The organism is Syntrophus sp. (in: bacteria) (assembly GCF_040768185.1).
In the GTDB taxonomy this organism is placed as follows: Bacteria; Desulfobacterota; Syntrophia; order Syntrophales; family Syntrophaceae; genus Syntrophus; species Syntrophus buswellii.
This window is the reverse complement of the sequence record NZ_JAXGNC010000010.1, coordinates 41,146-64,002: the sequence shown is the minus strand read 5'-3', so window position 1 is coordinate 64,002 and position 22,857 is coordinate 41,146. Positions and strand designations below refer to the sequence as shown.

General features: G+C 55.5%; 19 protein-coding genes. All 19 read left to right on the top strand.

All coding sequences use genetic code 11. The annotated features are described in order from the left end of the window. Positions 1-85: 85 nt before the first annotated feature. The 19 genes from AB3175_RS10640 to AB3175_RS10550 all read left to right on the top strand — a co-directional run bounded on the left by AB3175_RS10640 (position 86) and on the right by AB3175_RS10550 (position 22,822). Entirely contained in the window at positions 86-3,853 is a 3,768-nt protein-coding gene (locus tag AB3175_RS10640; RefSeq protein WP_367360922.1) for a hypothetical protein, read from the top strand. Between the two features lie 25 nt (positions 3,854-3,878). Next, positions 3,879-4,400, top strand: a complete 522-nt coding sequence (locus AB3175_RS10635) for a hypothetical protein (RefSeq protein WP_367360921.1) — start codon at positions 3,879-3,881, stop codon at positions 4,398-4,400. Between the two features lie 10 nt (positions 4,401-4,410). Then, positions 4,411-6,171 (top strand): hypothetical protein, encoded by a 1,761-nt coding sequence (locus tag AB3175_RS10630; protein ID WP_367360920.1) that lies wholly within the window; start codon positions 4,411-4,413, stop codon positions 6,169-6,171. A gap of 29 nt (positions 6,172-6,200) precedes the next feature. Further along, on the top strand, positions 6,201-6,719 hold the full coding sequence (gene tssB, locus AB3175_RS10625) for a type VI secretion system contractile sheath small subunit (protein WP_367360919.1): 519 nt from the start codon (positions 6,201-6,203) through the stop codon (positions 6,717-6,719). A gap of 77 nt (positions 6,720-6,796) precedes the next feature. Next, positions 6,797-8,305 carry a type VI secretion system contractile sheath large subunit gene (gene tssC, locus AB3175_RS10620; protein WP_367360918.1) on the top strand — a complete coding sequence of 503 codons (1,509 nt, stop codon included), beginning with the start codon at positions 6,797-6,799 and terminating at the stop codon, positions 8,303-8,305. Between the two features lie 35 nt (positions 8,306-8,340). Beyond that, positions 8,341-8,913 (top strand): hypothetical protein, encoded by a 573-nt coding sequence (locus tag AB3175_RS10615; protein WP_367360917.1) that lies wholly within the window; start codon positions 8,341-8,343, stop codon positions 8,911-8,913. A 182-nt stretch (positions 8,914-9,095) separates the two neighbouring features. Then, positions 9,096-10,340 carry a type VI secretion system baseplate subunit TssK gene (tssK, locus tag AB3175_RS10610; protein WP_367360916.1) on the top strand — a complete coding sequence of 415 codons (1,245 nt, stop codon included), beginning with the start codon at positions 9,096-9,098 and terminating at the stop codon, positions 10,338-10,340. A gap of 35 nt (positions 10,341-10,375) precedes the next feature. Then, complete coding sequence (gene tssE / locus AB3175_RS10605; RefSeq protein WP_367360915.1) at positions 10,376-10,747, top strand: type VI secretion system baseplate subunit TssE; 372 nt, start codon at positions 10,376-10,378, stop codon at positions 10,745-10,747. Positions 10,748-10,761: 14 nt separating this feature from the next. Continuing rightward, the gene (locus AB3175_RS10600) at positions 10,762-12,498 is read left to right on the top strand and encodes a hypothetical protein (protein ID WP_367360914.1); all 1,737 of its coding nucleotides are present in this window, start codon (positions 10,762-10,764) and stop codon (positions 12,496-12,498) included. 10 nt (positions 12,499-12,508) lie between these two features. Then, positions 12,509-13,009: a hypothetical protein gene (locus AB3175_RS10595; protein ID WP_367360913.1), complete on the top strand. Its 501-nt coding sequence runs from the start codon at positions 12,509-12,511 to the stop codon at positions 13,007-13,009. A 21-nt stretch (positions 13,010-13,030) separates the two neighbouring features. Continuing rightward, entirely contained in the window at positions 13,031-14,677 is a 1,647-nt protein-coding gene (locus AB3175_RS10590) for a type VI secretion system baseplate subunit TssF (protein ID WP_367360912.1), read from the top strand. Continuing rightward, positions 14,667-15,362, top strand: coding sequence for a DotU family type IV/VI secretion system protein (locus tag AB3175_RS10585; protein WP_367360911.1), 696 nt, complete (start codon positions 14,667-14,669; stop codon positions 15,360-15,362). Before AB3175_RS10590 ends, AB3175_RS10585 begins: the two co-directional genes overlap by 11 nt. Before the next feature lie 45 nt (positions 15,363-15,407). Beyond that, entirely contained in the window at positions 15,408-15,758 is a 351-nt protein-coding gene (locus tag AB3175_RS10580; RefSeq protein ID WP_367360910.1) for a hypothetical protein, read from the top strand. Between the two features lie 72 nt (positions 15,759-15,830). Next, positions 15,831-16,700, top strand: a complete 870-nt coding sequence (locus tag AB3175_RS10575; protein ID WP_367360909.1) for a type VI secretion system baseplate subunit TssG — start codon at positions 15,831-15,833, stop codon at positions 16,698-16,700. A gap of 42 nt (positions 16,701-16,742) precedes the next feature. Beyond that, complete coding sequence (locus AB3175_RS10570; RefSeq protein ID WP_367360908.1) at positions 16,743-17,474, top strand: hypothetical protein; 732 nt, start codon at positions 16,743-16,745, stop codon at positions 17,472-17,474. A gap of 27 nt (positions 17,475-17,501) precedes the next feature. Then, the gene (locus AB3175_RS10565) at positions 17,502-18,644 is read left to right on the top strand and encodes a type VI secretion system protein IglI family protein (protein WP_367360907.1); all 1,143 of its coding nucleotides are present in this window, start codon (positions 17,502-17,504) and stop codon (positions 18,642-18,644) included. Between the two features lie 68 nt (positions 18,645-18,712). Further along, a complete protein-coding gene (locus AB3175_RS10560) occupies positions 18,713-19,717 on the top strand; it encodes an ABC transporter substrate-binding protein (RefSeq protein ID WP_367360906.1) in 1,005 nt (334 codons plus the stop codon). Continuing rightward, positions 19,710-21,641, top strand: coding sequence for a SpoIIE family protein phosphatase (locus tag AB3175_RS10555; protein WP_367360905.1), 1,932 nt, complete (start codon positions 19,710-19,712; stop codon positions 21,639-21,641). The genes AB3175_RS10560 and AB3175_RS10555 overlap by 8 nt, the downstream gene beginning before the upstream one ends. Continuing rightward, on the top strand, positions 21,638-22,822 hold the full coding sequence (locus tag AB3175_RS10550) for an ABC transporter substrate-binding protein (protein WP_367360904.1): 1,185 nt from the start codon (positions 21,638-21,640) through the stop codon (positions 22,820-22,822). Before AB3175_RS10555 ends, AB3175_RS10550 begins: the two co-directional genes overlap by 4 nt. Positions 22,823-22,857: the final 35 nt, after the last annotated feature.

The window sequence follows — 22,857 nt, the reverse complement described above, 5'->3', positions numbered from 1 at the left end:
CCTGCAGCCGGATGATCGGCATCATCATCGCGTTTCAGGCAGGACTCGGAGCCTGTTTTTATCAGCTCATGAAGGTGGATATTCTATGGATTCGCTTTCCCGGATAACCGGATATGTCCGGAATTTCTTCACACTGGACAACTGGCCGACTCTTCTCGCCATTCTTGCGGCACTGGTTTTGTTGATCCTGGTGGGGCTGCTCGTCTATTACCGGATCAGAAAACGCCGCCATCCGGGCACCCTGGAGATCAAGGCCGGGTCCTCCGCGGAGCGGAAAGCCCTGAAGAAGGAGATGCCCGCTTCGAGTCTTACCGGAATATGGAAGGAATTTCTGAAAGCAATCCCCTGGTCGATCAGGCCGAATATCATGACCTATGAGCACTTCATCGTGTTCGGGCAGGCCGGCTCGGGAAAAAGCACCCTGATTGACCGTTACACGGACTGGCAGGGGCATGCGCGGCAGTTTTATCCAAGCTTCACCGCAAACCCCCTGCTGCAGATCTACCTCGGGTCAAAGGTCCTGGTTCAGGAAATACCGGCGTCCCTGCTGGACGATACATCAGAGGCTGCCCGCCGGGCCCTGCTGAAACTTTGGAAACCCCTCTTCAGGAGAAGGAAACCCACCGTGGTCATTGCCTTAAACGCCATGGAGCTTTCGCCGGACGAACCGGGCCACCTGGAATCTCTCCGGCAGAAGGCGCAGATGATCCGGGGGAAAATCAACCTGCTCGGACAGATCTGTAAAAAACCGATCCCCGTGCGCCTTGTCCTGACCCATCTGGACCAATTCGAGGGATTCCTGGAATTTTCCAGGTTTCTGGCCCAGGGCAACATCCCCCTGAAGCTCGAATGGCCCTCGGCAGGCGGGGACAGGGACCGTTCCGGAAGCCCCGGAACTCCCGTTGAAGGGCAGAGGCAGGAACCCACTGCCAGAACGGATCGTTATGATCTCTCCGGATGTCTGGATCCCTGCGAAGAACACCTGACCCGCGCGCTGATCTCGCTTCCGGCGGACCAGTACCTCAGGGCGATGACCTTTCTCTGCCAGGCTCCGAGAGTTTTTCAGGATCTCTCCCTGTTTGTCAGAAGCCTTCAGGAAGCTGACCCCCTGTCGCTGGAGCCGGAGATCACCGGTTTCTACCTGACATCACAGGCTGAAGAGGAGCTCCCCGTCCTGAATCCCTTCGCCCCCCTGCTGACGGCGAAGGAAATTTCGAAAATCGACCCGCATCGCAGGCACCGGCTGGCAGCAGCCGCCATAGGCCTGGCGGGACTGCTTTTTTTCGGGGCGGCATACTTTCACGGGCGAAGCCTGATCGTGGAGCGATACCGTGGCCTGGACCGCGTGGAAACGGATCCTCCCGCCCGATATGATCAGCAGATGCACGAACTTCTACCCGCTGTCTATGCGGATCAGCACCCCGTCACAAAAGTTCTGCCGGATTTTTTTTCATCACGGAACAGGGAAATCACGCTTCGCTCCATGGAAAACATCCGCGAGCTATATCTGCTTCCGGAACTGGACAGGCTGGCCACAGAAATGGCGGCCAAGCCGCAGACTCCGACGGGCGCGGTCATCACCATCCATGGCTTTGAGCATTACTACAAGGGCAGCATTCATGCCGCCCAGGACAGGGCCATCTATCTGCTGGCCTTGATCTATGCCACACGGGACAACGATCTGGGGCAGCTCATTCAGCAAAATCCCACCTCCTGGTCAAAAATCCTTAATTTGCCAAGAACCATGATCGAGGACTACGTCCACAACAATGTTTCGTCCTCCGATGTTTCCCTAGCCGGGAAGAAGCTTTCCTTCCGTCAGTCCCATGGCGCCGTGGATGATCCCAACCGCTGGATGGCGTACTTCAGGGAAATCCGCCGTTTCTGCCAGCAGCCGTTCATGAGCAGGATGGAATTCGAAAAGCTCCAGAAGGACACGGAGCAATTTCTCGGAGTGATCCAGCAGATGGAGCTTTACGACCTCACGGTCCGGCTGGCGAAGCTGCTGAAAAAAGAGGTCCCGCCGGATATCCACCTGGATATGATCGTGATCCAGGAATCCGAACTCCGGCAGGAGGCGATCAAAAATTCCCTGAACTTCATCAAGAACTCCAGCATGAATTATCCTGAGACGGCGCCGGGTTCCGGATTGGCCGGCCTGCTCGAAAACCTCAAGGTGATGCTCAGTTACAAGGATCCCCAGGCCGAGAAAGACTGGACCTTCCGTTTTTCCCTGGGCGGCGAAGACTTCAGCCTCAGCGCCGGACAGTGGAAAGACCTCATCAACCGCAGCAGGATCAACGCGTTTCTACGGGACTTTGTGAATCAGCATCAGCGCCAGGACGGCCTGCTCTTTTTTCCGTCGGACCAGGAGTTTGATGACCTCATCATGAACCCGTCCAATGACGGACGCTTCCTGTTCATCGGTTCAGCGCGAGTGGACGGCAGATTTACGAGGGATGCCGTCGAAAAAAGGGTGCGGCCGATCTTGTCGGAACTTCCCGCGCTCATAGAGAGTCTGCCGATAGACCCCCAGGGCAAAAAGCATGTTACGAATTTCCTTCTCAAGGAAGTTGACATCTACGGACGTCGCTATGCCCAGTCCTACCGAAGGTATTACATGGAATTCGACATCAAGGCCGGATCCCCGGGGGCACTCCGCTTTGTATTGAGCCAGATGGTCCTTCCCTCGTCACCCCTCCGGGAGGTGCTGGTGAGCATACAGGATAATATCCGGATTGATCCCGGTACGAATGAATACATGCAGATTTTTTCCCGGCATCTATCGGAATTCGATTTCATCAAGCGCCTCATGGGCGAGCAGAAGGGAACCTTTCCGGAGCTGGATCGATACAAAGCCCTGATGGAGCAGATGCTGGCGGATATCCAGGAACAGCAGGGACAGGGTGAAAAGCGGGACAAGGAGGAATCTCATGCCCTGCTCAAAAACCGCCTGTCTCCCCTCGGCCGGATCGCGTTTGCAATCCTCGACCAGGAAAAGGACTCCTACGTGAACCTGGTGAAGCGCTGGCTTGAGAGTGTCGCCGTGCCCCGCCCCTGGCAGGACATTTTTCTGGCGCCGGTATGGCAGGCCTATTTTCTGGGTATGGCCGAGATTGAATCCGACATCGCGAAAACATGGGAAGAGCTCCGGCAGGCCGACATCCAGCCCCTGCAGCATAAATTTCCCTTTCTTCCCGCCTCCGGTGAGGACGTTTCCATTGAAGAGCTCCGGAATGCGACACACCCCGCCGGGCATTTCCGGCGGTCTTTTCAGGCCCTGCTCCTGCCCTACTGCGGAGAAGAGGGACAACGTTGGCGGAAGAGAAGCAGCCCTTACAACGTCCTGAAGCTTCCCGAGACGATGCTGCCGACTCTCAACGCCATCGAGCAGCTTGGCGATGTCCTCTGGGACAGGGACGGAAAGGAAAAATTCCTCGAATTCATGGTTCGCCCCGCCCCCCTGCCCTTGATGCCTCCCCGGGAGCCGCTGGCCGCTCTGTCCTATCTGTATGTGGGCGACTCCGCCGTCTTTGGCTTCAATCAGAAGCCATCCTGGAAGAGGATACGATGCTCCTGGAAAGACCCGTCCAGTGCGGCTGTGGGCATCGAGTTCGCGGGCCGGAGCAGATCGGCCAGAATCAAGAGAACGATCGAGGTTCCGCCTTCATACTGGAGCTTTTACCGCCTTCTCCAGAAGGCGAAACAGCCGGCGGCCTTCGACAGAAACAGAAACATTTCGACAGTGCAGTGGACCATCATGTCACCGGCCGGCAATGGAGAAGGGGTATCCCTGGATATCGCCTTCGACATCAAGGGTGATCCGTGGAGCGTCTTTAAACTGCCCCGCTGACAATGCGAGGCCAACAGGGTATCTCATGGCACATTATAAGGAATCAGCCTTACCTGCACGGTTTCTAAGCGGAGCGTTAACGGCCCTTTTTCTGCTTTCGCTCATGGGGTGCGCTTTTCTGGGCTTGAAAAGCGGCGCAAAGGTGGACTACATCACGCTCGACATTGCCGCCGATGCGCTCGCCAATGAGGAGCGGCTCGCCTATGTCGTCATTCGCAGGGTGAATAAAATGGAATTCCTCATCGACCAGTACGAGACCATCTCCGATATGGCCTTTGCCAGGAAGCCCAATGAAAGCATCCTGGCCGTCAAGATGATCCTGCCCGGACAGAAGCAGCAGATAAAGGTCATCAAGCCCGGCAAAGAGGATATCGGCGTCTATGTCCTTTTCACCAATCCCGGCGAAAACTGGAAAGTGATCCTCGAGGGGCCGTTGAAGAAGGAATACCGGATCAACGTGAAGAAGAACGAAGTGGAAGAGGTCCAGGGGAATCTGTTGGACCTGCTTTCCGGCATCCCTGCCGTGAACGGTCTGTCGATAACGTGAAGGTGCGATCATGCCGCAGCATTTAGACATCGCCTCTCTTGAGAACGATCTGCGCCTGGAGAGTCAGCAGCCATACCGGAGCCCGGGATGGCTGGAGGTCAGCTACCGCAATCCAGGCGAGTTCTGGCGCTCTCTCCAAGGGGCTTTTGATGCGCATGTCGCGGTGCAGGGAGCCAGTTCCCTTTTCAACGGGTACAACTTTTATCATGACATGCTTCTCCGCAACCGCAATCGTGCCCAACCCGCCCTGTGCTGGTATGAACCGGCCACCGGAATCAAAGGCATTTCTTACCGCGAGTTGGATTCCCTTGCCGCCGCCAGGTCAAGCCATTGGGCCCGCCTCGGTGTCCTGCCGGGACAAACCCTCTGCATCATCAGGAACATGGGCCTGGAAATGACCGTTGATCTGCTGGCGGCCCTGAAGGCGGGATGCGTCATTTCCTTCCTGCCTCCCCGGGGAATGGGTTTTCTGCAAAGGAGGCTCGACGCCCTCAAACCCGACCACATTGCCATGGAAGATCGGCAGGCTGCGCTGCTTCCGGCATGGAACAGGCGTGTGCTGCCGGAAGGCGATCGCGGAACGGGTTTCTCCAACGGGCGAGAGCGGCCTTTTACGTACCTGTCCGGCCAGGTCGTTTTCCGCCATTTCGATCCCTGCGGAAGCGACCCCGGCACCCTTTCGGACGTAACCAGCGATTCGGCCTATTTGTGCGCCCTGCGAGATGCGATGATCTCCCTGGGGATCGGTCCGGGTCAGATCTACGCGGCACCGGGATTCCACGCCATGGAAACCACCCCGGCCCTGCTTCTGGCCGGTCTGCTCTGCGGAGCAACCTACCTTCACCTTACGCCGGAGGACATTGAAGCCCGGCCGGAGCTTGTCGGGCAGCATCCGCTCAAGGCCTTCGGGGTGTGCCCGAAGGTAAGGGACATCCTCCTGGAGCGGGGAATCACCGCAGAGGATTGCTGGGAATCATGGTTTCGCAACCCGGCGGAATCCCAGGACATGGACCGGTGGTATCATTTCATCCGGAACCTCAAGCTTGAACGGTCCTTTGCCTTTAATCTGAGGTGGAGCGCCGCCGTGGGAGGGTGCTCCCTCTTTTCCGTGCGGAGGAAAGGGTCGGCACATATGACGGTCCTGCCTGTTCCCGGCAGCACCTGGAGCCTCGGCGCTCTGTCCGGCGCGGAGGAGGCTTCCGCAGAGGATTTCGGCATCTACACGCTCTCAGCAACCGGCGCACCGGAAGAAGAGCAGAAGGCCACGGCTGATCGAATCGCCAGAAGCGGGCAGGAATGGATTTTTTCCGGCGTTTCCACCCGGCACCGTGAGGGGAGGACATTCCCCGTGGACGAAATCCTGGCGACGCTCAGGAAGCTGGAAGCCCGCTACGGCTTCTTCTGCTCCCTCGCGGATGTCCCCCGGATGGACGGGGGAAACGGACAGCGCATGGTGCTCCTTGTTTTCCGCGGCGCCGATGCCCAGTTGAATGAAGCCCGGGTAACGTCGGAAATCCGGACAACCCTGGCCGAAGAGATGGGGGAAGAGTTTCTGCCCGATCGCATGGAATTTCTTCCACTGTATCCACGATTTCTATCCCCGGCCGAGGTGGACCATGCCTGGTGCCGAAATGCCTTTCTGTCCGGAACACTTTCCCGGAGATCGAAAAGGGAGCTTTTCGCCATCCTGACCCGGCTGAGGAAATGCGTCATTGAACGAGAGCGTTCAGCAGAATTATCTGCCGGACCGGCAGACGAAATCATACAATAATCCAATCATCGAAAGGAGATAAAGGAAACATGGCCATACAGGATGAAATTCCAAAATCACGTCTTACCTTGAGGTACAAGACAGAAATCCACGGGCAGCCCGAAGATTTGACTCTGCCGCTGAGGCTTCTGGTCGAAGGGGATTTTTCCCATGGAAGCTCCCAGGACCGGCAGGTGGATCTCGAGGAGAGGCGCCTGCGCAATCTTGACGGCACGAACACGGATGCGGTCATGAAGGACATGGGAATGTCTCTGAAGTTTGCCGTAGCCAACAAGATTGACCCCGCAGCATCGGACGATATGAATGTCGACGTTCCCATCACCAGCATGAGATCTTTTTCTCCTGACGAAGTGGCCAAGCATGTGCCCAAGCTTCGAGGGATACTCCAGGTGAAGAGTCTCCTGGAAGAAGTCATCTCCAATGTAGACAACCGGAAGGAGTTTCGCAAATTGCTCAATGAATTAATGGGCAACGAGGAGGCCCTGGCGAAAATGCTGGAGCAGTTGAAAGGCTTCGAAAGCATGAAACTTCCTTCAGGTAACAAATAAGGGGAACCCCGAATGATTCTCCCGGGAACTGCCTGTCCAACCAGAGAATAGAACAACCGCTTTCAAGGAGAAGTCAAATGACTGATAAAACAAAACCTGTTGAAAAAACGGAAGAAAAAATTGAAGAGCTGGATCTCAAACGATTCCTTTCCAGCATGCGCCTGAGCACCGAGCTCAAGGAACCGGTCCCGATGGTTCAGGAAAATCTCCAGGTCGTAAAAGAAGATGTCAGCGACGAAGACCGATTCCTTTCCGGGATGGCCGCTCTGCTGCTCAATGTGGATAGATCCTCAAAACGTCTGGACAAGGGGAGCATCCAGGAACTGATCGCCCATATTGATCAGGTTGTGATCGATCAGGTCAACGAGATCATCCATCATGACGATTTCAAGTCGATGGAATCCGCCTGGCGTTCGCTCAACGATCTGGTCTTGAACACCAATTTCAAGGCCGACATCATGATTGATATTCTTGATGTGGGTAAGGACGAACTCTACGAGGATTTCGAAGCCAATGCCGTGGATATTACCAGCAGCGCCCTGTTCAAAAAGGTCTATGTGAGCGAATACGATCAGTACGGAGGGAAACCCTTCGGCGCCATCATCGGCCTCCATGAATTTACCCAATCGCCTGACGACGTCTTCTGGCTGACGACCATGGGAAAAATCGCCGCGGCCAGTCATGCCCCCTTTATCGGATCGGTTTCGCCGAAATTTTTCGGCTGCGACTCCATTGAGGAACTGTCCGCCATCAAAGACCTCGAGGGCCTCATGAACCATCCGAAATACGGAGCCTGGAACAAACTGCGCGACTCCGAGCAGGCGGCCTATCTCGGGTTGACCCTGCCCAGGTATATCACCCGTCTCCCCTATGATCCGGAAGTCAATCCCTGCAGAGAGATCACCTTCAAGGAGAAGATCCGGGGCAGCAATGACGAGGACTACGTCTGGGGCAGCGCCGCGATGCTCTTCGCCCAGAACATGGTGCGCTCTTTTGCCCAGTCCGGCTGGTGCCAGTATATACGCGGTCCGAAGGGCGGCGGCCTCGTAACCGGTCTTCCCGTGCACACCTTCAATCTGCGTGGCGAAGAAGAAATCAAGATCCCTATTGAGATGGCCATTCCGGATTATCGCGAACTGGAGTACGCCAACTGCGGATTTATTCCCCTGATCTACCGGAAGGGTACCGCCGATGCCTGCTTCTTCAGCTGCCAGTCGCTTAAAAGGGCCAGGAAGTTCAAGGATCCGAAGGACTCGGAGAATGCCCAACTGGTCACCAATCTTTCCTACACCTTCTCCATTACTCGAATCGCCCATTACGTCAAATCCATCATGAGGGACAACATCGGCAGCAATGCAGATGCCCAGTATATCCAGAACACGCTGAGCAACTGGATCTTCCAGTACGTGACGACCGTCGTTGATCCCGATGACCTGACGCTGCGCTTCTATCCTTTCAAGGCGGCATCCGTGGAGGTGACCGAACGGCCGGGAATGATCGGATGGTATGACTGCAGGATAGCGATCCTTCCCCATATCCAGTTTGAAGGGATGGATGCCGAGCTCCGGCTAGACACCCGGCTTTAGAAAATAACCTTTAACTTCCAAGAGGAGGAAACATCATGGCTGAATCAAATTATAGCTGCAGCGTTTCACAGGGATTCAATTTTCAAAAGGATCAGCAGGTTCTCGTAGGGCATATTGTTTCATGCAAGATCGGAAACGATCAGTTTGATTCCGACCTGAATGTGAGCAACCCGGAGAACGCTTCAAACCTGGTTAAGGTTTTCGGTATCGTATCGTCGATCTATTGGGCCGGCGGTTATGCCGATCCGGTTCAGTTTTCCTGCCAGGTTTCCAATTTCAATAAGACAAAAATTGCGACCTTGACCCACAAAAGCCTGGCCAATACGGAGGTCCTTTTTGATTTCAACATCTACGACTACGATCCCAAGGAGAAGAGATATTACAAGTGCTTCCACACCAACGACACGAAGCTCAAAGGGCTTGTCCTGAAATCGGGTGGAGAACTTGCTATGAGCATCGATATGGACCAGTCCATGGAAGTCGTCTCGCCCAAGAACTTCTCTTTTTCTCTTGGGGTCATGCCTCAGGATCTTGACATGGCCATTCATCTGGCTGTTTCCGTTTCTGATAAGTTCGCGAAAAAGTGGGGCGTTGAAGTGGCCAAATGATCCATTGTCAAAAGCGGCCCCCTTTGCAGAAGGGCCATTCACGAAGGGGGATCGGCGTGTCATCTCTCCTTCCGCCCCCTCCATCCGGGAAGGGGAAGAGGGAGGGGCGTTGCCCGCCGTGGCGGGCAGCCGATCGGTTCTGAAAACTTCTATTCTTAGAATCACCAAGGCGGCACAAAGAGATGGATGACAAACTAGCACGAGTCAGCTGGAAAATGGGACAGACCCTCCTGCCGGAACATCTGACGGCTATGGAGGATTCGCTGCTGGCAAACACCGTACAACGGTTCCGTATGCAGGGGCTGCCTGCCTACGGGATCGGAAAGCTGATCCTGAATGAGACGCTCTTAGGCGAAGGAATTTTTTCCGTACAGGAAATGACCATCGTCCTGTCTTCGGGATTGCTGCTGAGCATTCCGGGCAATGCCGGTCTCTCTCCGTTCAACTTGAACCTTCCCGGGACGGCGAATGTAGCCCTTTATCTGCACATTCTCGGCGACACGCCTACCGCCGAAAGCAGCCCGGAAGGCTGGGGCGACCAGGTCGACGAAAGGATCCCGAGGATCATGCACAGGATGGCCCTCTCTTCGGAGCAGGATTACCGTGGTGCCATTGAAACATTGAAGCTGGCCGAATTTCGAAAAAGCGTAGAGAGCGTCTGGCAGATTTCGCGGGACTATATTCCCCCGTTGCTGCAGGTGGGAACCTCCCCTTTTTTGAGGAGCGAAATGGCCTCGCTCTCCGAGGCTCTGGCCCTTTTTCAATACAATCTCTACATGGATGCCGTATCCTACCTGAGCGGGGACAGTCTTTCCAGCGTCAAGCAATGCCTGAAGAGCGTTTTTCGGACCCAGCGCCTGCTGGCCAACCTGGGTTCCCAGGTCCATCTCCACCCCTTCTTTCTCTGCGAAGAGCTGTTAACCCTGTATACCGAGGTCTGTTTCTACAGGAATACGACACCGGAAAACATTACGTCCCCCTACAACCATGATCAGCTTGCCTTTCTGCAGACGATTCTAGATCTGATCAACACGCAGATGCAGATGGTGAGGGCCCTGCCGCCTTACCTGCCCTTTGAACTGAGCGACAACATCTACAAGGTCAAACTGCCCGATGAGATCCGGCAGGCCACGAATGTGTATCTCCTGGCGCAGAAAGACCGGGTCATCAGCAGGCTTTCCCTTGACGAAGTCAAACTGGCCTGTCTCTCACGATTACCCGTCGTACACAAGATGGCCCTCCAGGGCGTTCCCTTTAAAAAAGTGGAGCACCCTTCCTTTCAGCACTCCTTCGGAGCAGAGGTGGAATTCTATCAGCTCAAGGAGGGAGAGGAATGGGACAATGCATTGAATGAAAAGGTCGTGGCTTTTTACAATCGGCCGGAACTGAAGGATACCGCCTTCTATATATTCTGGCGTATCGAGTAACCGTTTCCTGGAATTTCAGTCGCTGGACAATCCCGATGGCCCTATTCAGTAAATTCGGAGACCGCTCCGTTACCGGCAAAAAAGACGAAATTCAGGATATTCTTGAAAATCTGAATAACGTCCTCAATACCAAGAAGGGCTATGGCAGCTTCCTCTCCGATTTCGGCATACGGGACATGAACCAGTTCAGCTCCCGCGATCAGCTGGCCACGGTCATCATGGAGGAAGTTCAACACAACATCGAACAGTACGAGCCGAGGCTGCAGGTGGTGAAGATCTCCGTCGAGGACCATCCCGATCCTTTCCGCATTTCCTTTAAAATCGAATGCCTGGTCAAGGATACTCAGAAGGAGCTGTTCATGGAATTCAACTCGGTGCACCATGACTTTCACATCAAGAACTCATGAACCCGGAGCGGGAAATGTTCGAAGATAGCCTGAAAATGACGCTGGCCCTGACGATCGGCATGGACAGGATCAAGGTGCCGGGCGGTCAGATCAAGTTCCTGACGGCTTCCATACACCCTTACGGCTACACGGCACGCCTGGAGTTCTGGATTTCATCGGCAACGGCCAGGGGGAAGGAAAACGATCCCCTTTTCTCCAGGTTTGTGGAACAGGATCTGATCGAGGTCAAACTGGATATCGAGCCGCATTTGAAGCCCAGGGACACGAAGATTGAACCCCTGACTCTGCAGGGATTTGTAACGGACAAAGCGATTCTCACGGAGCTCACCATTGAGAATGTAAACCTGAAGGGCGATCCTGTTCTTTATCGGCATTACCAGATTGATTTTGCCGATCCTGCCCATGTCCTCTGGCGTCAGCATTTTCCCTGTGATCTGATGGTTGATGAAGACGTTAAGGAGCTCATCGAAGCCAACAAGGCGGACGGAGTGAATCTGACGTATGACTGGTCATTCTTGAATGAAAAATTTGCCGTCAGCACGCTTTCGCCGGGCTTCCCCGATGAACCAACCAGCTTTTATGACTTCATCATCTGGTACGCGGCGACTTACAACGGCGTCTTCACTTATGAAGGCAGGACAAACTCGTACACCCTGTCCGGATCAAAGGAACAGGATGGAAAAGTGACTGCCATGAGCGAACTGGAAGTCGCAGACCATCGGATCGATTTTCCTGAGACTTCCCGCTGCAATGACCGGTTTCTCAATGCCGTGGCGGAAGATCCCCAGGAAATGGAAACAAGCCGAAGTACGGCGGAGAAAGACCTGAGGCGGGACGTTCTGGTGCTGGAATCAAACGCCGGGAATTTTGAAAAAGCGTTCCGGCTTGAATCAAGAAAGCGGAAAAGCCGGCAGCATGAGCTGTTGCTGACCCATCGGCGTTTTCCCCTCCTCACCTACCGGCCGGGCACCTTTGTCAAATTCGAAGGCGGCCTCTGGAGCAAAAGGATTTTTCTCAAGGGGAAGGAATACCGGGTAAGGGATATCTCCCTCGAGGCCCATGCCGTCCATGATGCCCCCGATGCCGATCACAATATGATGTCTGCGACCTACAGAATGGAGATGACTTCCCGGTTGGAGCTCAAGGGGGAACGGGCGTTGAATCTGCCACCCTTCAAGGCCCCGGCCTACCCCATCCAGGTGGAGGGAAAAATCGTCAGCGACGAGGGGCAGGAGAAGGAAGAAACCTATCAGCTCTATCAATATCCGGAGTACGATATCGATATCCCCTTTGTCGGCGAGGAAACGGAGGAGATGCTCGAGCAGCAGGCGGAAAAAATCCCCTTCGTCGGCGATAAGCTGGAGGCGGAGAAGAACCATTACAGGGTTAAAATTCCGATTTTTGACGACCTGCAGGTTGTCTGCCCCTTTGAGCCTCTCTTTGCACCAGGGCACTTTTATTTTCCGGCCTACAAGGACGAGCGGGTGCTTGTGGAGCTCGATTTTCACGGCGCACGGATTGTCCGATTTCTGGACTGGCGTCCGGGCGGCCAGCTGCCCCTGGACACGCAGGGAAATCAGATTCTGTTCGGGAAAAGCGAGGACAGCCAGACCTCCATTCGCCATGAGTATGTGGACAACAAACCCCAGCTCAACGTGAAGCGTTCTTCCAGCAATGATACGGAAATCATCCAGCTGCAGGAAGGAACCATTATTCTCCAGACCAAAGAGGAGAGTTCAGAAGAAAAATAGGATTGCGATTATGGGAAACCTGGTTTGCCGGGTAGAGCTCGACAAGAAGAAGGGGATCGTCCTGACGGTGGAGAACGGCGAGGGAAAGATCACCCAGACGGTGGTCATGGATGGAACGAAGATTACGGCGACCGTCAAGGGGGCGAATGAAACCAGCACGATCACCCAGCAGGAGGATGGGATTCACATTGACTGCAAGGCCTTTACGCTCCATGCGGAAACCATCACCTGCGTCTCCAAAAAGGAGACCACCCATGAAAGCGGTGAGGATTTCACGATCAAAAGCAAGGGCAATCTGAATGCCTCCGCCGTCAGCGACGCGACGTACAAGGCCATGAATTCCGCCATGGAGAGTTCCTCGGAAACGAAGATCGGCGGGATGAGCCTGAAGCTCTCCGGCACAACCAGCGCGGAAATGAAGGGGGCCATGATTACCGTTGACGCGTCGGCGACGCTGGATCTGAAATCGAAAATCGGAAACCTCAAAGGCTTCAATGTCAATATAGGTTGAAAACCGGAAAAGATAGCGAGCATGAGAATCGACGAAGGCCTGTATAAAATCTTCCTGGAAGAGATGAACGCCCTGGAAAATTTCCGCATCGCCTACGCATCCCTGCACCCCGGCGTTCCTCTGGACCGTGAGGACCCGGACGTGAGGCGATTGATCGAGGCGATGGCCCTTTTTTCGGCGCGCACCCGGCTGGCCGGTTCGCGCAGCATCAGCGCGGTCAGCCGAAGGATCTTCCAGCAGTTTTTCCCTCACCTGCTGGCTCCCATCCCCTCTATGGCCATCCTTCAGGCTCTCCCAAGCCGGCAGTTTGTAGAGCCCGTGATCTTCCCCAGGGGATCGGAATGGATTCTTTCTCCGGAATCCGGTGGGGGAGCGGTCTTTCAAACCCTGGGAGACCTTCGCATCCTGCCGATAGAGCTTGCCAGATTCTCCATGCTGCTGCGGGACAAGGGATTCCGGATCGCCCTTCGCTTCGGCGCCTTCTTTGCCCGCAGTGAAGACATCGGACAGATGAGCTTTTTCATCAACCACCTCAACAATTATGAATCCTCCCAGATGGTTCTTTTTTCCCTCAAACGCCACCTCAGGAGGGTGTCCGTCCTCTTCAACGAAAAAGCCACCGAAACATCCTCCGGAGCCCCCTGCGGCGTATCCTTTGGAATGCCGCGGGCGGCTGATGATCATGCCCATCCCCTGCACAGGGAAAGGATTTTCTTCCACTTCCCCTGGCAGGAAACCTTCCTGAATGTTCAGGTCCCCCGGTCTCCGGGAAGCTGGAGCGATTTTACCCTCCTGCTCGACCTTGACCCCGGATGGCCGCGGAATCTTGTCTTGAACCGGGATGTGTTCCAGCTCTTTGCCATCCCCGCCATGAACCTCCGTCAGGGCACGGCCCAGCCGGTCATCTGCGACGGGACTCAGGAACGCTATGCGATTCGCCACCCGGAGAAGGATTACGGATTCGAAATCCATTCCGTAACGGGTGTCCATGAGGTCACCAGAGAGGGCATGGCCTTTGTCAAGCCGGGCATTCTTTCCGGATCGGCCCCGTCTTACGAGACCGAGGAATCGATGGACCCCCAGGGACGGAGGCGCCATTACCTCCACCTCCACTTCCCCAAGGCCTTCGAAAAGCCGAGAACCATCGTGACCGACGCCCTCTGGTTCCAGCCCTGGTTCAGTGCCAGAATCGCGGAAAGGCTGACGGCCACCCCCTACAGCCGCAGAACGACGGGGCTGAAGTGGGATCTCCTCGTCAACCCGGTCCCCCATGCCGAAAACCTCTTCCAGGACAGCATCGAGGGATTTCTCCATTTTCTCACCCTGACCAACCGGGAAACATTGAGCCGTGATGACCTGATCGACATCCTGCAGGTGATGGGCATTACGAGGCAGAAACAGTTCCAGGCCCTTTGCGACCTGCTGGCCGATGTCCGGGTTGAAAAATCCCCGCTGCCGGAAACCCGCTTTTCAGGGCTTTTGAAACATAGATATATCCTGCGCTTCAGAGAGTACGATCCCAGCAGGGAACCCCTGATGGAGATTTTCCTGACGCAGGTGGAACATATCCTTAACGCGTGGATTTCCGGCGCCACCGTCGAAGTCCGAAAGGAGATCGGGGACGCTGAAACCGGCATGCCTCAGATAAGGAAGAAAAATGAAGAATAAGTCATGGGAAGCCATACATGAACTCTATACCCGCATGGAAAAGCTCTGCGGGAGAAGCCTGTACGTTCCGGAAGAGCAGCTTTCCGCCGCCGGGGAAGAAAACCGCGAAGAGATGGAGAGAAAGCCGGAGGCGGCACCGGGGGCATTGAGCATCGACGACATGGTGCGCATCCGCGCGGAACTCAGGAATCAGCTGGACTTTCTTCAGGCGACGCTTGCCGAACACTATTCCGGAAGGGAAACCTACATGGTCCTGTTCGCCGTGGTGGCTCAAATTGACGAGCTGATCCAGACGAATGTTCTCCACAGTCTCAACACCAGCTGGCCGCTTCTCCAGAAGGAGCTCTTCGACCTCGAAGATGCCGGTGAAGTCTTTTACGAAATCCTGGATGACATCCTGTCGAAGCCGCAGACCAACACCTTTGTTTATGAGGTCTATTTCTTCTGCATCCGTTACGGATTCCGCGGGCGGTACGAAAACAATCCCGTGAAGATAACGGAATATCTCAAAAAGCTTCAGGCGAAGCTCAAGCAGGATGAGATCCCTCCGCCGCCTGCCGCAGGCGGCGAGAATGTGAAGCTGAAGCGGTTTTATTCGCCCTACTGGTACTACCTGATAGCGGTGGGCGTCATTGTGTTCGCCTATCTCTTTTTCTTGATCCTGGCGAATATCGACCAGCCGTAACCCGCCTGGCCGCCCCGGGCGCTTTTAAGGAAGCAGAGGAAGGTCATGCCCAACAAGATCGATGAACTATTTTCCCCGGAACGGTTGAGCCAACGCTGGCAGAAGGCCCCGAAGCCCGCAGGCCGATCCGCCACCGCCAAGGGGGAAGGACCGTCTCCCCTGGAGCTTTTTGAACACCTGAAAACGCTCGTTTCCGGACGCTTCTCCGGGGATGAGGCCGTCGTGGTCAATCGGATGCTTGAAGAGCTGCATCTTCACCTGTGCCGCGTGTTTCCGAAGGGCTCAAAAACGGAGCCCCGAGCGGAAGACATTGCCGCTCTTCACGAGGCCCTGAACCGGCTCGAGGATCTTCTGGACGCTTATGAAATCGACCGCCCCAACGGGAAGGGGAGATAAGATCTTCGCCGCCGTGCGCGCCCGGTGCAGGAAGAAAAGAGCGGGACATACCGTATCGGAGGATCGTGATCCATGACGGGCCTGAGGGAAAAAATATCCGGAGCAATCCATGAGTTCGATATCGTCTCGCTTCTGCATCTCCTGAAGACCATGGATTACGCCCCGGAAGACATCCGGTTCCGGAGTTCCAACAGCACCTGTTCACAGCCCGGCCTGATCCAGGGCATTCAGTTCTACTCCGAACCGGTTCGAGAGGCGGTCATTACGATGAACATGGGCCTTCTGAGCGCCCAGTCCCCGCTGCCCTCCTACTTCAGAAAAAAAATGGACCAGGAAGAATCCGGTCGGGCCTCGCTTGTGGATTTTATTCGATATTTTGATCACTGCCTGATCCGGAATTATCTCCTGAACATCTATCCCGAAATCAACGCCTTTTTCTTCCCGGACTGGGAGTTGACCAAAAGGCGCTATCTCCAGATTCTTAATATCAGATCCATCGGCACACTGCACTGGCTCTTCTCGAAGGTCTTTCCCGAGATCGGCGTCCAGGTTGAAAATGCCGTGTTAAGCAGTGACGTGCAGACGCGGCCGATCCGCCTGGGGGAAACCGCGCTCGGCTTTGATGCGGTCTTTGGCAGCAGAACCCGTGTCCCCATTAACGGCCGGAGAATCACCTTCTACAGCGACGAGGAGATGACCGATACCCGGGTGCCCTGGCCGAAGGAGATAAAAAACCGGCTCACCAACCTGGTCTTTCCAGTCCTGCGACCGGCTGGGATCGACCTGGAAATTCTCCTTGTTTTAAAATCCCAGAAAAGGTGGGTGCGCCTTCACGAGAAAACCTACCTGGGTTATGACCGGATTCAAAGTGACGAGGATACCTACCGGCGGGTTCGTATCTTCAGGGGGCATATCGGGCAGTCATTCGGAAATTCAGAATAATCCCGGCGCCCATCGCCGCGGGAAACATCAGGGGGGAGTGCTATGGAATGCAAAAAATGCGGCATCGACCTTTCCGGAAAAGAGTACAAAAAGGTCGCCTCATGGCCTTTCTGTTTGGAGTGTTTTCAAGCCCTGTTCGCCAGGGCCGAGGAGGAGAAAAAAACCCCGGACGCTGCGCCCGAGGCGGGGGCAGCGGAAAAACCGCAGCAATGCCTGATTTGCGAAAAGGAGCTTGAAGAAGGAGCCGCCCGCGAACTCCTCGGGATGATCCTCTGCCGCCAGTGTTATGAAAACCTGATCAAAAAACCGGAGATCCCCCCCGCGACAGAAACAGGGGAAAGGGAACAGGAAATGGCCGAGACGGAGAAGCCGCCGGTGATGCAGGTCCGCGTGGACTTCAGCACCCCCGTTCAGTGTTATGGCTGCGGCAGGCAAATCCCCTTCATCGGCAGCAAGCAGTTCGACGGCCATCCCTACTGTCCCGACTGCTACCACTGCCTTCAGGAGATCATCGCCCGGAAGCCTAAGCCATTTCCCACGGAGTATGCCGCACATCGCGCTGAAGCAGAAGAGGTCCCTGCCGGTGCGGCAGACCAGGCCGTCGGCCTGGTCTGCCAGGCCTGCCGGCGTCCTGTCCTGCCCGCCAACCTGAAGACCGTGGAAGGCTTTGAGATCTGTCTGGCCTGCCTGGCCACGGATCCGGAAACGGCCCTGGAAATTGCCCGTGCGCGGCACCGCAGCACCCTGGAAAGGATCAGAAAAGAGTTGCTTTAGCCAATTTTTTCATCTACGGGAGACCCCATGAAGATTGAACTGATACAAGGGACACTGGAAGTCGGAGAGAAACCCGGCCTGGACATCACCGATCCGAGGTTTACGGACATCGCCACCCTGGTGCAGGAGGGCAGCTATCTGGAGGCGGCGGCGGGGGCGGAGGCGATCCTGGAGGACCACATCTACGACATACGCATGATCGGCTATGTTCTCTACGGCCACTTCATGGAAGAGGGCATCCCGGCCCTGACCGACATCTATCGGAGCCTGGCAGACCTCCTGGGCGAAAACCTGGAGGCCCTCGGCCCGACGAGAAACCGGGCCAGGCATATCCAGACCATCCTGAACTGGCTGGTCCGACAGATTCTCAAAACGCTTCAGTACGAAGAGGGTAGGAAGAGCCGCCTTTACGAAGACTGGGTTTCGTCCGTTTCCAGCGATTCGGTCCGGGAGTCCCTGGAGGCGGGCGAAAAGCTGAGCCGCGTCCTGGGGGCGACCCTGGAAGACGCGGCCGCTCCCGTCCTCGAGGGCCTGGGGAAGATCAGCGACTGGCTGAAGGCTTTTGAGCGCCTTGTCTACCGGGCACCTGAACCGGCAACCGAAGAGGCACACGAGGAATATCCACCGGAAGGAAATGAACCGTCCGCACCAAGAGAGGAAAAGCCGGGCGAAGGAAAGACGGGACAGGAGGAAGGCAGGCCGGCTTCCATCCCCGACTCTTCCAGAGGAGAAAAGGCGGATCATGCGGAAGGCTCTTATCATCTGACGGCCCTTTTACGCAAACTGGAAGTCTTCGACGAGCTGATTTCAAAAGGAAAATATCCCAGTGCCGCCATCGTCGCCGATGACGTCAACGCCATTATTGCCGACTTCGATCCCAGGATCTACTTCCCGAAGCTCTTCACCCCCTTTGTGAGACAGTCCGCCGCACATATCCATGAACTGACGGCTTTTGAAGAATACAAAACCTCTGCGGCATGGCAATCCCTGAAGGATTTATACCGGGTAGATCTGGAGAGCTTCGTCGACTTCGATCCGGCGCTCGTCGGCCTCGACGCCTGCGGTGGGGCCGGAGGGCACGAATACCCCGGTCCCCGCGGGGACAGCTCAGAGGACGAGGACCAGTACCTGGAAGATTCTTCGGACCAGGAATCCGATGAGACATGGTGAAGTCCTCTCAGAACGGTCCGCCCATGAACGCAAAAAAACACTTCCGTTCTTCCCCGAGGAAATGCTCCATGCTCCGCAGACTCCTTTCATACATCCTGCCGGTCGGCTGTCTTCTCGGCGCGCTGCTTTTCGGGTCCTCCGCTCTGGCGGCTGCAGGAGAACTGAAGACTGTGACCTTTCTCCCTCAGTGGCTGCCCCAGGCCCAATTCGCCGGATATTACGTGGCCTATGAAAAGGGCTTTTATAAAAAGCACGGCATCGATCTCAAAATTCTCCGGGGCGGGCCGGGATTTCCCTCCGATGTCATGCTCTCCCGGAAACAAGCGGACGTGACGACGCTCTTTCTTTCCGACGCCATCCAGCAGCGGGACCGGAACGTTCAACTCATCAATATCGGCCAGATCGTTCAACGCTCCGGCTACATGCTTGTGGCCAAAAAAGGCAGCGGAATTTCCAGGCCGGAAGACTTGAATTCCAGGAAGGTCAGCCTCTGGCAGAGTTTCAGCGTTCAGCCGCAGTCTTTTTTCCGCCGATACAAGATTACCGTCCGCCCCGTGGTTCAGGGGACGACGGTGAACCTCTTTCTTCGGGGCGGTGTGGATGCCGCTTCGGCCATGTGGTACAACGAATACCACGCCATTCTCAATGCGGGGTGGGATGAAAACGAGCTGACCCTTTTTTTCTTTCACCAGTACGGCCTGAATTTTCCCGAGGACGGGATCTATGTTCTCGAGGAAACCTTTCGTCGGGACCCGGCCCTGTACTGCAGCTTCGTCAGGGCGTCGGTGGAGGGCTGGAACTACGCCTTTGAGCACCGCAAGGAGGCGCTTGACATCGTGATGAGATACGCAGCCGAAGCTCATACGGGAACCAACCGGACCCATCAGCAGTGGATGCTTGACCGGATGAAGGACCTGATCCTGCCGGAAGGTTCAAGGGTCCCCATGGGCGTCCTGGAGTCCGGGGGCTATCAGACGGTCGCGGAAGAGCTTCTCAAGGCAGGCCTTATTCGACAGATCCAGCCCTTCGACCGTTTTTACGTCGACTGCCTGCGTGACGGCTACCATGATTAAACACGGCCTCGCCTTTAAACTGACCCGCGTCATCCTGTCCTGCACAGCCTTCATTTTCCTTGCAGCCTTCGGCTACACCTACCTTTACTCACGGGACCAGCTTCTCAGGGATACCCAGGTCAATGCGGCAAACCTGACGCTGGCCGCCGTCAACAAGATTGAGACAACCCTCAACGGAATCGAGAAAGTCCCCACCTATGTCGCCCGTTCGCTGGCCACCCAGAATCTGGAGGATTTGCCCCTGCAGCGGGAGATGGAAAATTTTCTTTCGACCAATCCGGAAATATTCGGTTCCGCTGTCGCCTTTGAACCTTATGCCTTTGATGGGAAAACGCTCTATTACGCCCCCTACATCTTCCGCGAACGCAACACGCTCAAAAGGATCGCCCTGGGAAGTTCGCAGTACGACTATTTTCATCTCGACTGGTATCAGATCCCCAGGGAGCTGGGGCGCGCCGTCTGGAGCGAACCGTACTTTGACGAGGGGGGTGGGAACATCCCCATGGCCACCTACTCCGTTCCCTTCTACCGGTACGTCGACAACAGGAGAACCTTTACGGGCGTCGTCACCGCGGATATTTCCCTGGATTGGCTTCTGGATATCGTCGCGAAACTCATCCCGGAACAGACGGGTTACGCGTTCCTCGTATCTCGAAACGGCGTTTTTGTGATCCATCCGAACAAGCACTATATTCTGCGGGAAAGCGTCTTCAGCATTGCCGAAGCCCTCGATAATCCAGAGCTGCGGCGGATCGGCCGCCACATGACCCGCGGAGGAGAAGGATTCGTCTCGATCACGCGCAATTATGCCAGCCAGAAGATCTGGATATATTACGCGCCGCTGCCCTCCCTGGGCTGGTCCATGGGCATCGTCTTTCCGGACGAGATCCTTTTTGCCGAGATCCAAAGGTTGAACCGGGTGAAGCTCGCCATCGGCGCCGCCGGTTTGTCGGTTCTCTTTTTCGCCATCATCTTCATTTCCGGAAAGGTGACCCGCCCCCTGCGGGTCCTTGCGGAAACGACAAAGGAAATTTCCAGGGGAAACCTCGACCTCGATATACCGCCCACGGCTTCGCAGGATGAAGTGGGGGAACTGACCCGGTCGTTCCGCGACATGCAGACCGCTTTGAAAGATTATATCAGCGACCTGGCTGAAACAACCGCAGCCAAGGAACGGATTGAAAGCGAGCTGAAGATTGCCCACACCATCCAGATGAGCTTCCTGCCTAAGAAGTTCCCCCCCTTCCCGGAAAAGCAGGAATTCGAAATATTTGCGGCTCTGGAACCGGCCAGGGAGGTGGGAGGGGATCTCTACGATTTTTTCCTGATCGATAACGAACACCTGTTCTTTTCCATCGGCGATGTTTCCGGGAAAGGCGTCCCCGCGGCCCTGTTCATGGCCGTTACCAAAACCCTGATCAAGGGCATCGGCTCAAGCCAGGGAATCCAGCCGTCGGAAATCCTCAACGCCGTCAATGCCGAGCTTTGCATAGACAATGAATCGTGCATGTTTGTCACCCTGTTCTGCGGGATCCTGAACTTCAGGACGGGGGATCTGCGCTTTACCAACGCAGGCCATAACCCCCCCGTGCTGGTGCCTGCGGAGGGCGCACCGCGCTGGCTGGAAGTTCCGCCGGGGTTAATTCTCGGAATCATGGAGGATGCCTCCTATGACACGAGCCTCATGACCCTGAAGCCTGGAGAGACGCTGCTCCTTTATACGGACGGCATTACCGAAGCCATGAACGAAGAAAAACAATTGTTTTCCGATGCGGCGCTCCTCGAAACGGTAAGTTCCTGCCAGAGTTCGACACTGGAGGAGTTGATCTCTTCCGTCCTGACATCCGTCAGGCATTTTGTCGGCCAGGAGCCGCAATCGGACGATATTACGATCCTGGCGCTCCGCTACCGAGGTCGGCCATGATGAGGACAAGCATTTTATTTTCCGCTCTTCTTCTGCTGACCATCCTGGGTTTGTCCGTTACAGGCTGCTCCGATCGTGGGGAACCCGTTCGAATCGGCGTCATAGCGGAGCTCACCGGTGATATGTCGGCAGTCGGGGCATCCTGCCGCAAGGCCGCCCAGATGGCGGCTGATGAAATCAATGAAGGCGGGGGTCTCTTGATCAATAAAAAGAGGCATCCCGTAGAACTGATTCTGGAGGATAACGGCGGCAGAGAGGATCTGTCTGAACAGGCCGCCGTTAACCTGATCCGCAAGCACTATGTGGTGGCCATCGTCGGACCGAACGCCAGCCGCTATGTGATGCGGGCGGGAGCCGTTGCCGAGAAGAATGAAACGTTGCTGATTTCACCCTGGTCCACATCTCCCTGGTCCACGCTTGACGAGACGTCGGGAAAACCGAAGAAATTCGTCTTTCGGGCCTGCTACAACGATTTGTTTCAAGGCCGTGTCCTTGCGGAATTTACTCTTGAAACACTGCGGCTGAAAAAAGGGGCTGTGCTTTACGAAAGCGGCAAATCGGTCATTGCCCATTTCTTTCGGGATGCCTTTGAAAAGAGCGGGGGGAAGGTGGTGGCCTTTGAAACTTACAAAATCGGCGATACGGCCCTTGCGGATCAGTTGAAAAGAATCAAGGCGGCTCGTCCAGAGATCGTTTTCCTCCCCAACTATTATTGGGAAATACCTCTTCAAATCCATCTTGCAAAAAAAATTGGCCTGACGGCCTCCTTTCTCGGCAGTGACTCCTGGGGAAATTATGAGCTGCTGGAGAAATGCGGCTATGACTGCGAATCCTGTTATTTCAGCGGCCACTATGCGTTGGATGCTTCGACCGCTGCAGCAAAACAGTTTATCAACAATTACCAAGCACGGTACAACCAGATTCCCGATGATGTGGCCGCTTTGACCTACGATGCCCTTGGGTTGCTTTGGGAGGGGTTGAAGACTGCCGGAACAGTGGACCGGAAAAAACTCCGCAATGCCGTGGCAAAAATGACGCACTACGAAGGTGTCACGGGGACGATGAAGTTCAGGGAAGGTTCCGGAGATCCCATCAAGAGCGCCGTCATCCTCCAGATTAAGGACGGCCTGTTCACCTGGTTTTTGGACATCAAGCCTGAGGATTCCGCGGTTGCGTTCTGAGCGGGAACTTCAGCCCGGATTGAGAAGATGACGAA

Bases quoted from the DNA above. Each gene is read 5' to 3' on its own strand.
- AB3175_RS10640 (WP_367360922.1), top strand. From the start codon at position 86: ATGGATTCGCTTTCCCGGATAACCGGATATGTCCGGAATTTCTTCACA.
- AB3175_RS10635 (WP_367360921.1), top strand. From the start codon at position 3,879: ATGGCACATTATAAGGAATCAGCCTTACCTGCACGGTTTCTAAGCGGA.
- AB3175_RS10630 (WP_367360920.1), top strand. From the start codon at position 4,411: ATGCCGCAGCATTTAGACATCGCCTCTCTTGAGAACGATCTGCGCCTG.
- tssB (WP_367360919.1), top strand. From the start codon at position 6,201: ATGGCCATACAGGATGAAATTCCAAAATCACGTCTTACCTTGAGGTAC.
- tssC (WP_367360918.1), top strand. From the start codon at position 6,797: ATGACTGATAAAACAAAACCTGTTGAAAAAACGGAAGAAAAAATTGAA.
- AB3175_RS10615 (WP_367360917.1), top strand. From the start codon at position 8,341: ATGGCTGAATCAAATTATAGCTGCAGCGTTTCACAGGGATTCAATTTT.
- tssK (WP_367360916.1), top strand. From the start codon at position 9,096: ATGGATGACAAACTAGCACGAGTCAGCTGGAAAATGGGACAGACCCTC.
- tssE (WP_367360915.1), top strand. From the start codon at position 10,376: ATGGCCCTATTCAGTAAATTCGGAGACCGCTCCGTTACCGGCAAAAAA.
- AB3175_RS10600 (WP_367360914.1), top strand. From the start codon at position 10,762: ATGTTCGAAGATAGCCTGAAAATGACGCTGGCCCTGACGATCGGCATG.
- AB3175_RS10595 (WP_367360913.1), top strand. From the start codon at position 12,509: ATGGGAAACCTGGTTTGCCGGGTAGAGCTCGACAAGAAGAAGGGGATC.
- AB3175_RS10590 (WP_367360912.1), top strand. From the start codon at position 13,031: ATGAGAATCGACGAAGGCCTGTATAAAATCTTCCTGGAAGAGATGAAC.
- AB3175_RS10585 (WP_367360911.1), top strand. From the start codon at position 14,667: ATGAAGAATAAGTCATGGGAAGCCATACATGAACTCTATACCCGCATG.
- AB3175_RS10580 (WP_367360910.1), top strand. From the start codon at position 15,408: ATGCCCAACAAGATCGATGAACTATTTTCCCCGGAACGGTTGAGCCAA.
- AB3175_RS10575 (WP_367360909.1), top strand. From the start codon at position 15,831: ATGACGGGCCTGAGGGAAAAAATATCCGGAGCAATCCATGAGTTCGAT.
- AB3175_RS10570 (WP_367360908.1), top strand. From the start codon at position 16,743: ATGGAATGCAAAAAATGCGGCATCGACCTTTCCGGAAAAGAGTACAAA.
- AB3175_RS10565 (WP_367360907.1), top strand. From the start codon at position 17,502: ATGAAGATTGAACTGATACAAGGGACACTGGAAGTCGGAGAGAAACCC.
- AB3175_RS10560 (WP_367360906.1), top strand. From the start codon at position 18,713: ATGCTCCGCAGACTCCTTTCATACATCCTGCCGGTCGGCTGTCTTCTC.
- AB3175_RS10555 (WP_367360905.1), top strand. From the start codon at position 19,710: ATGATTAAACACGGCCTCGCCTTTAAACTGACCCGCGTCATCCTGTCC.
- AB3175_RS10550 (WP_367360904.1), top strand. From the start codon at position 21,638: ATGATGAGGACAAGCATTTTATTTTCCGCTCTTCTTCTGCTGACCATC.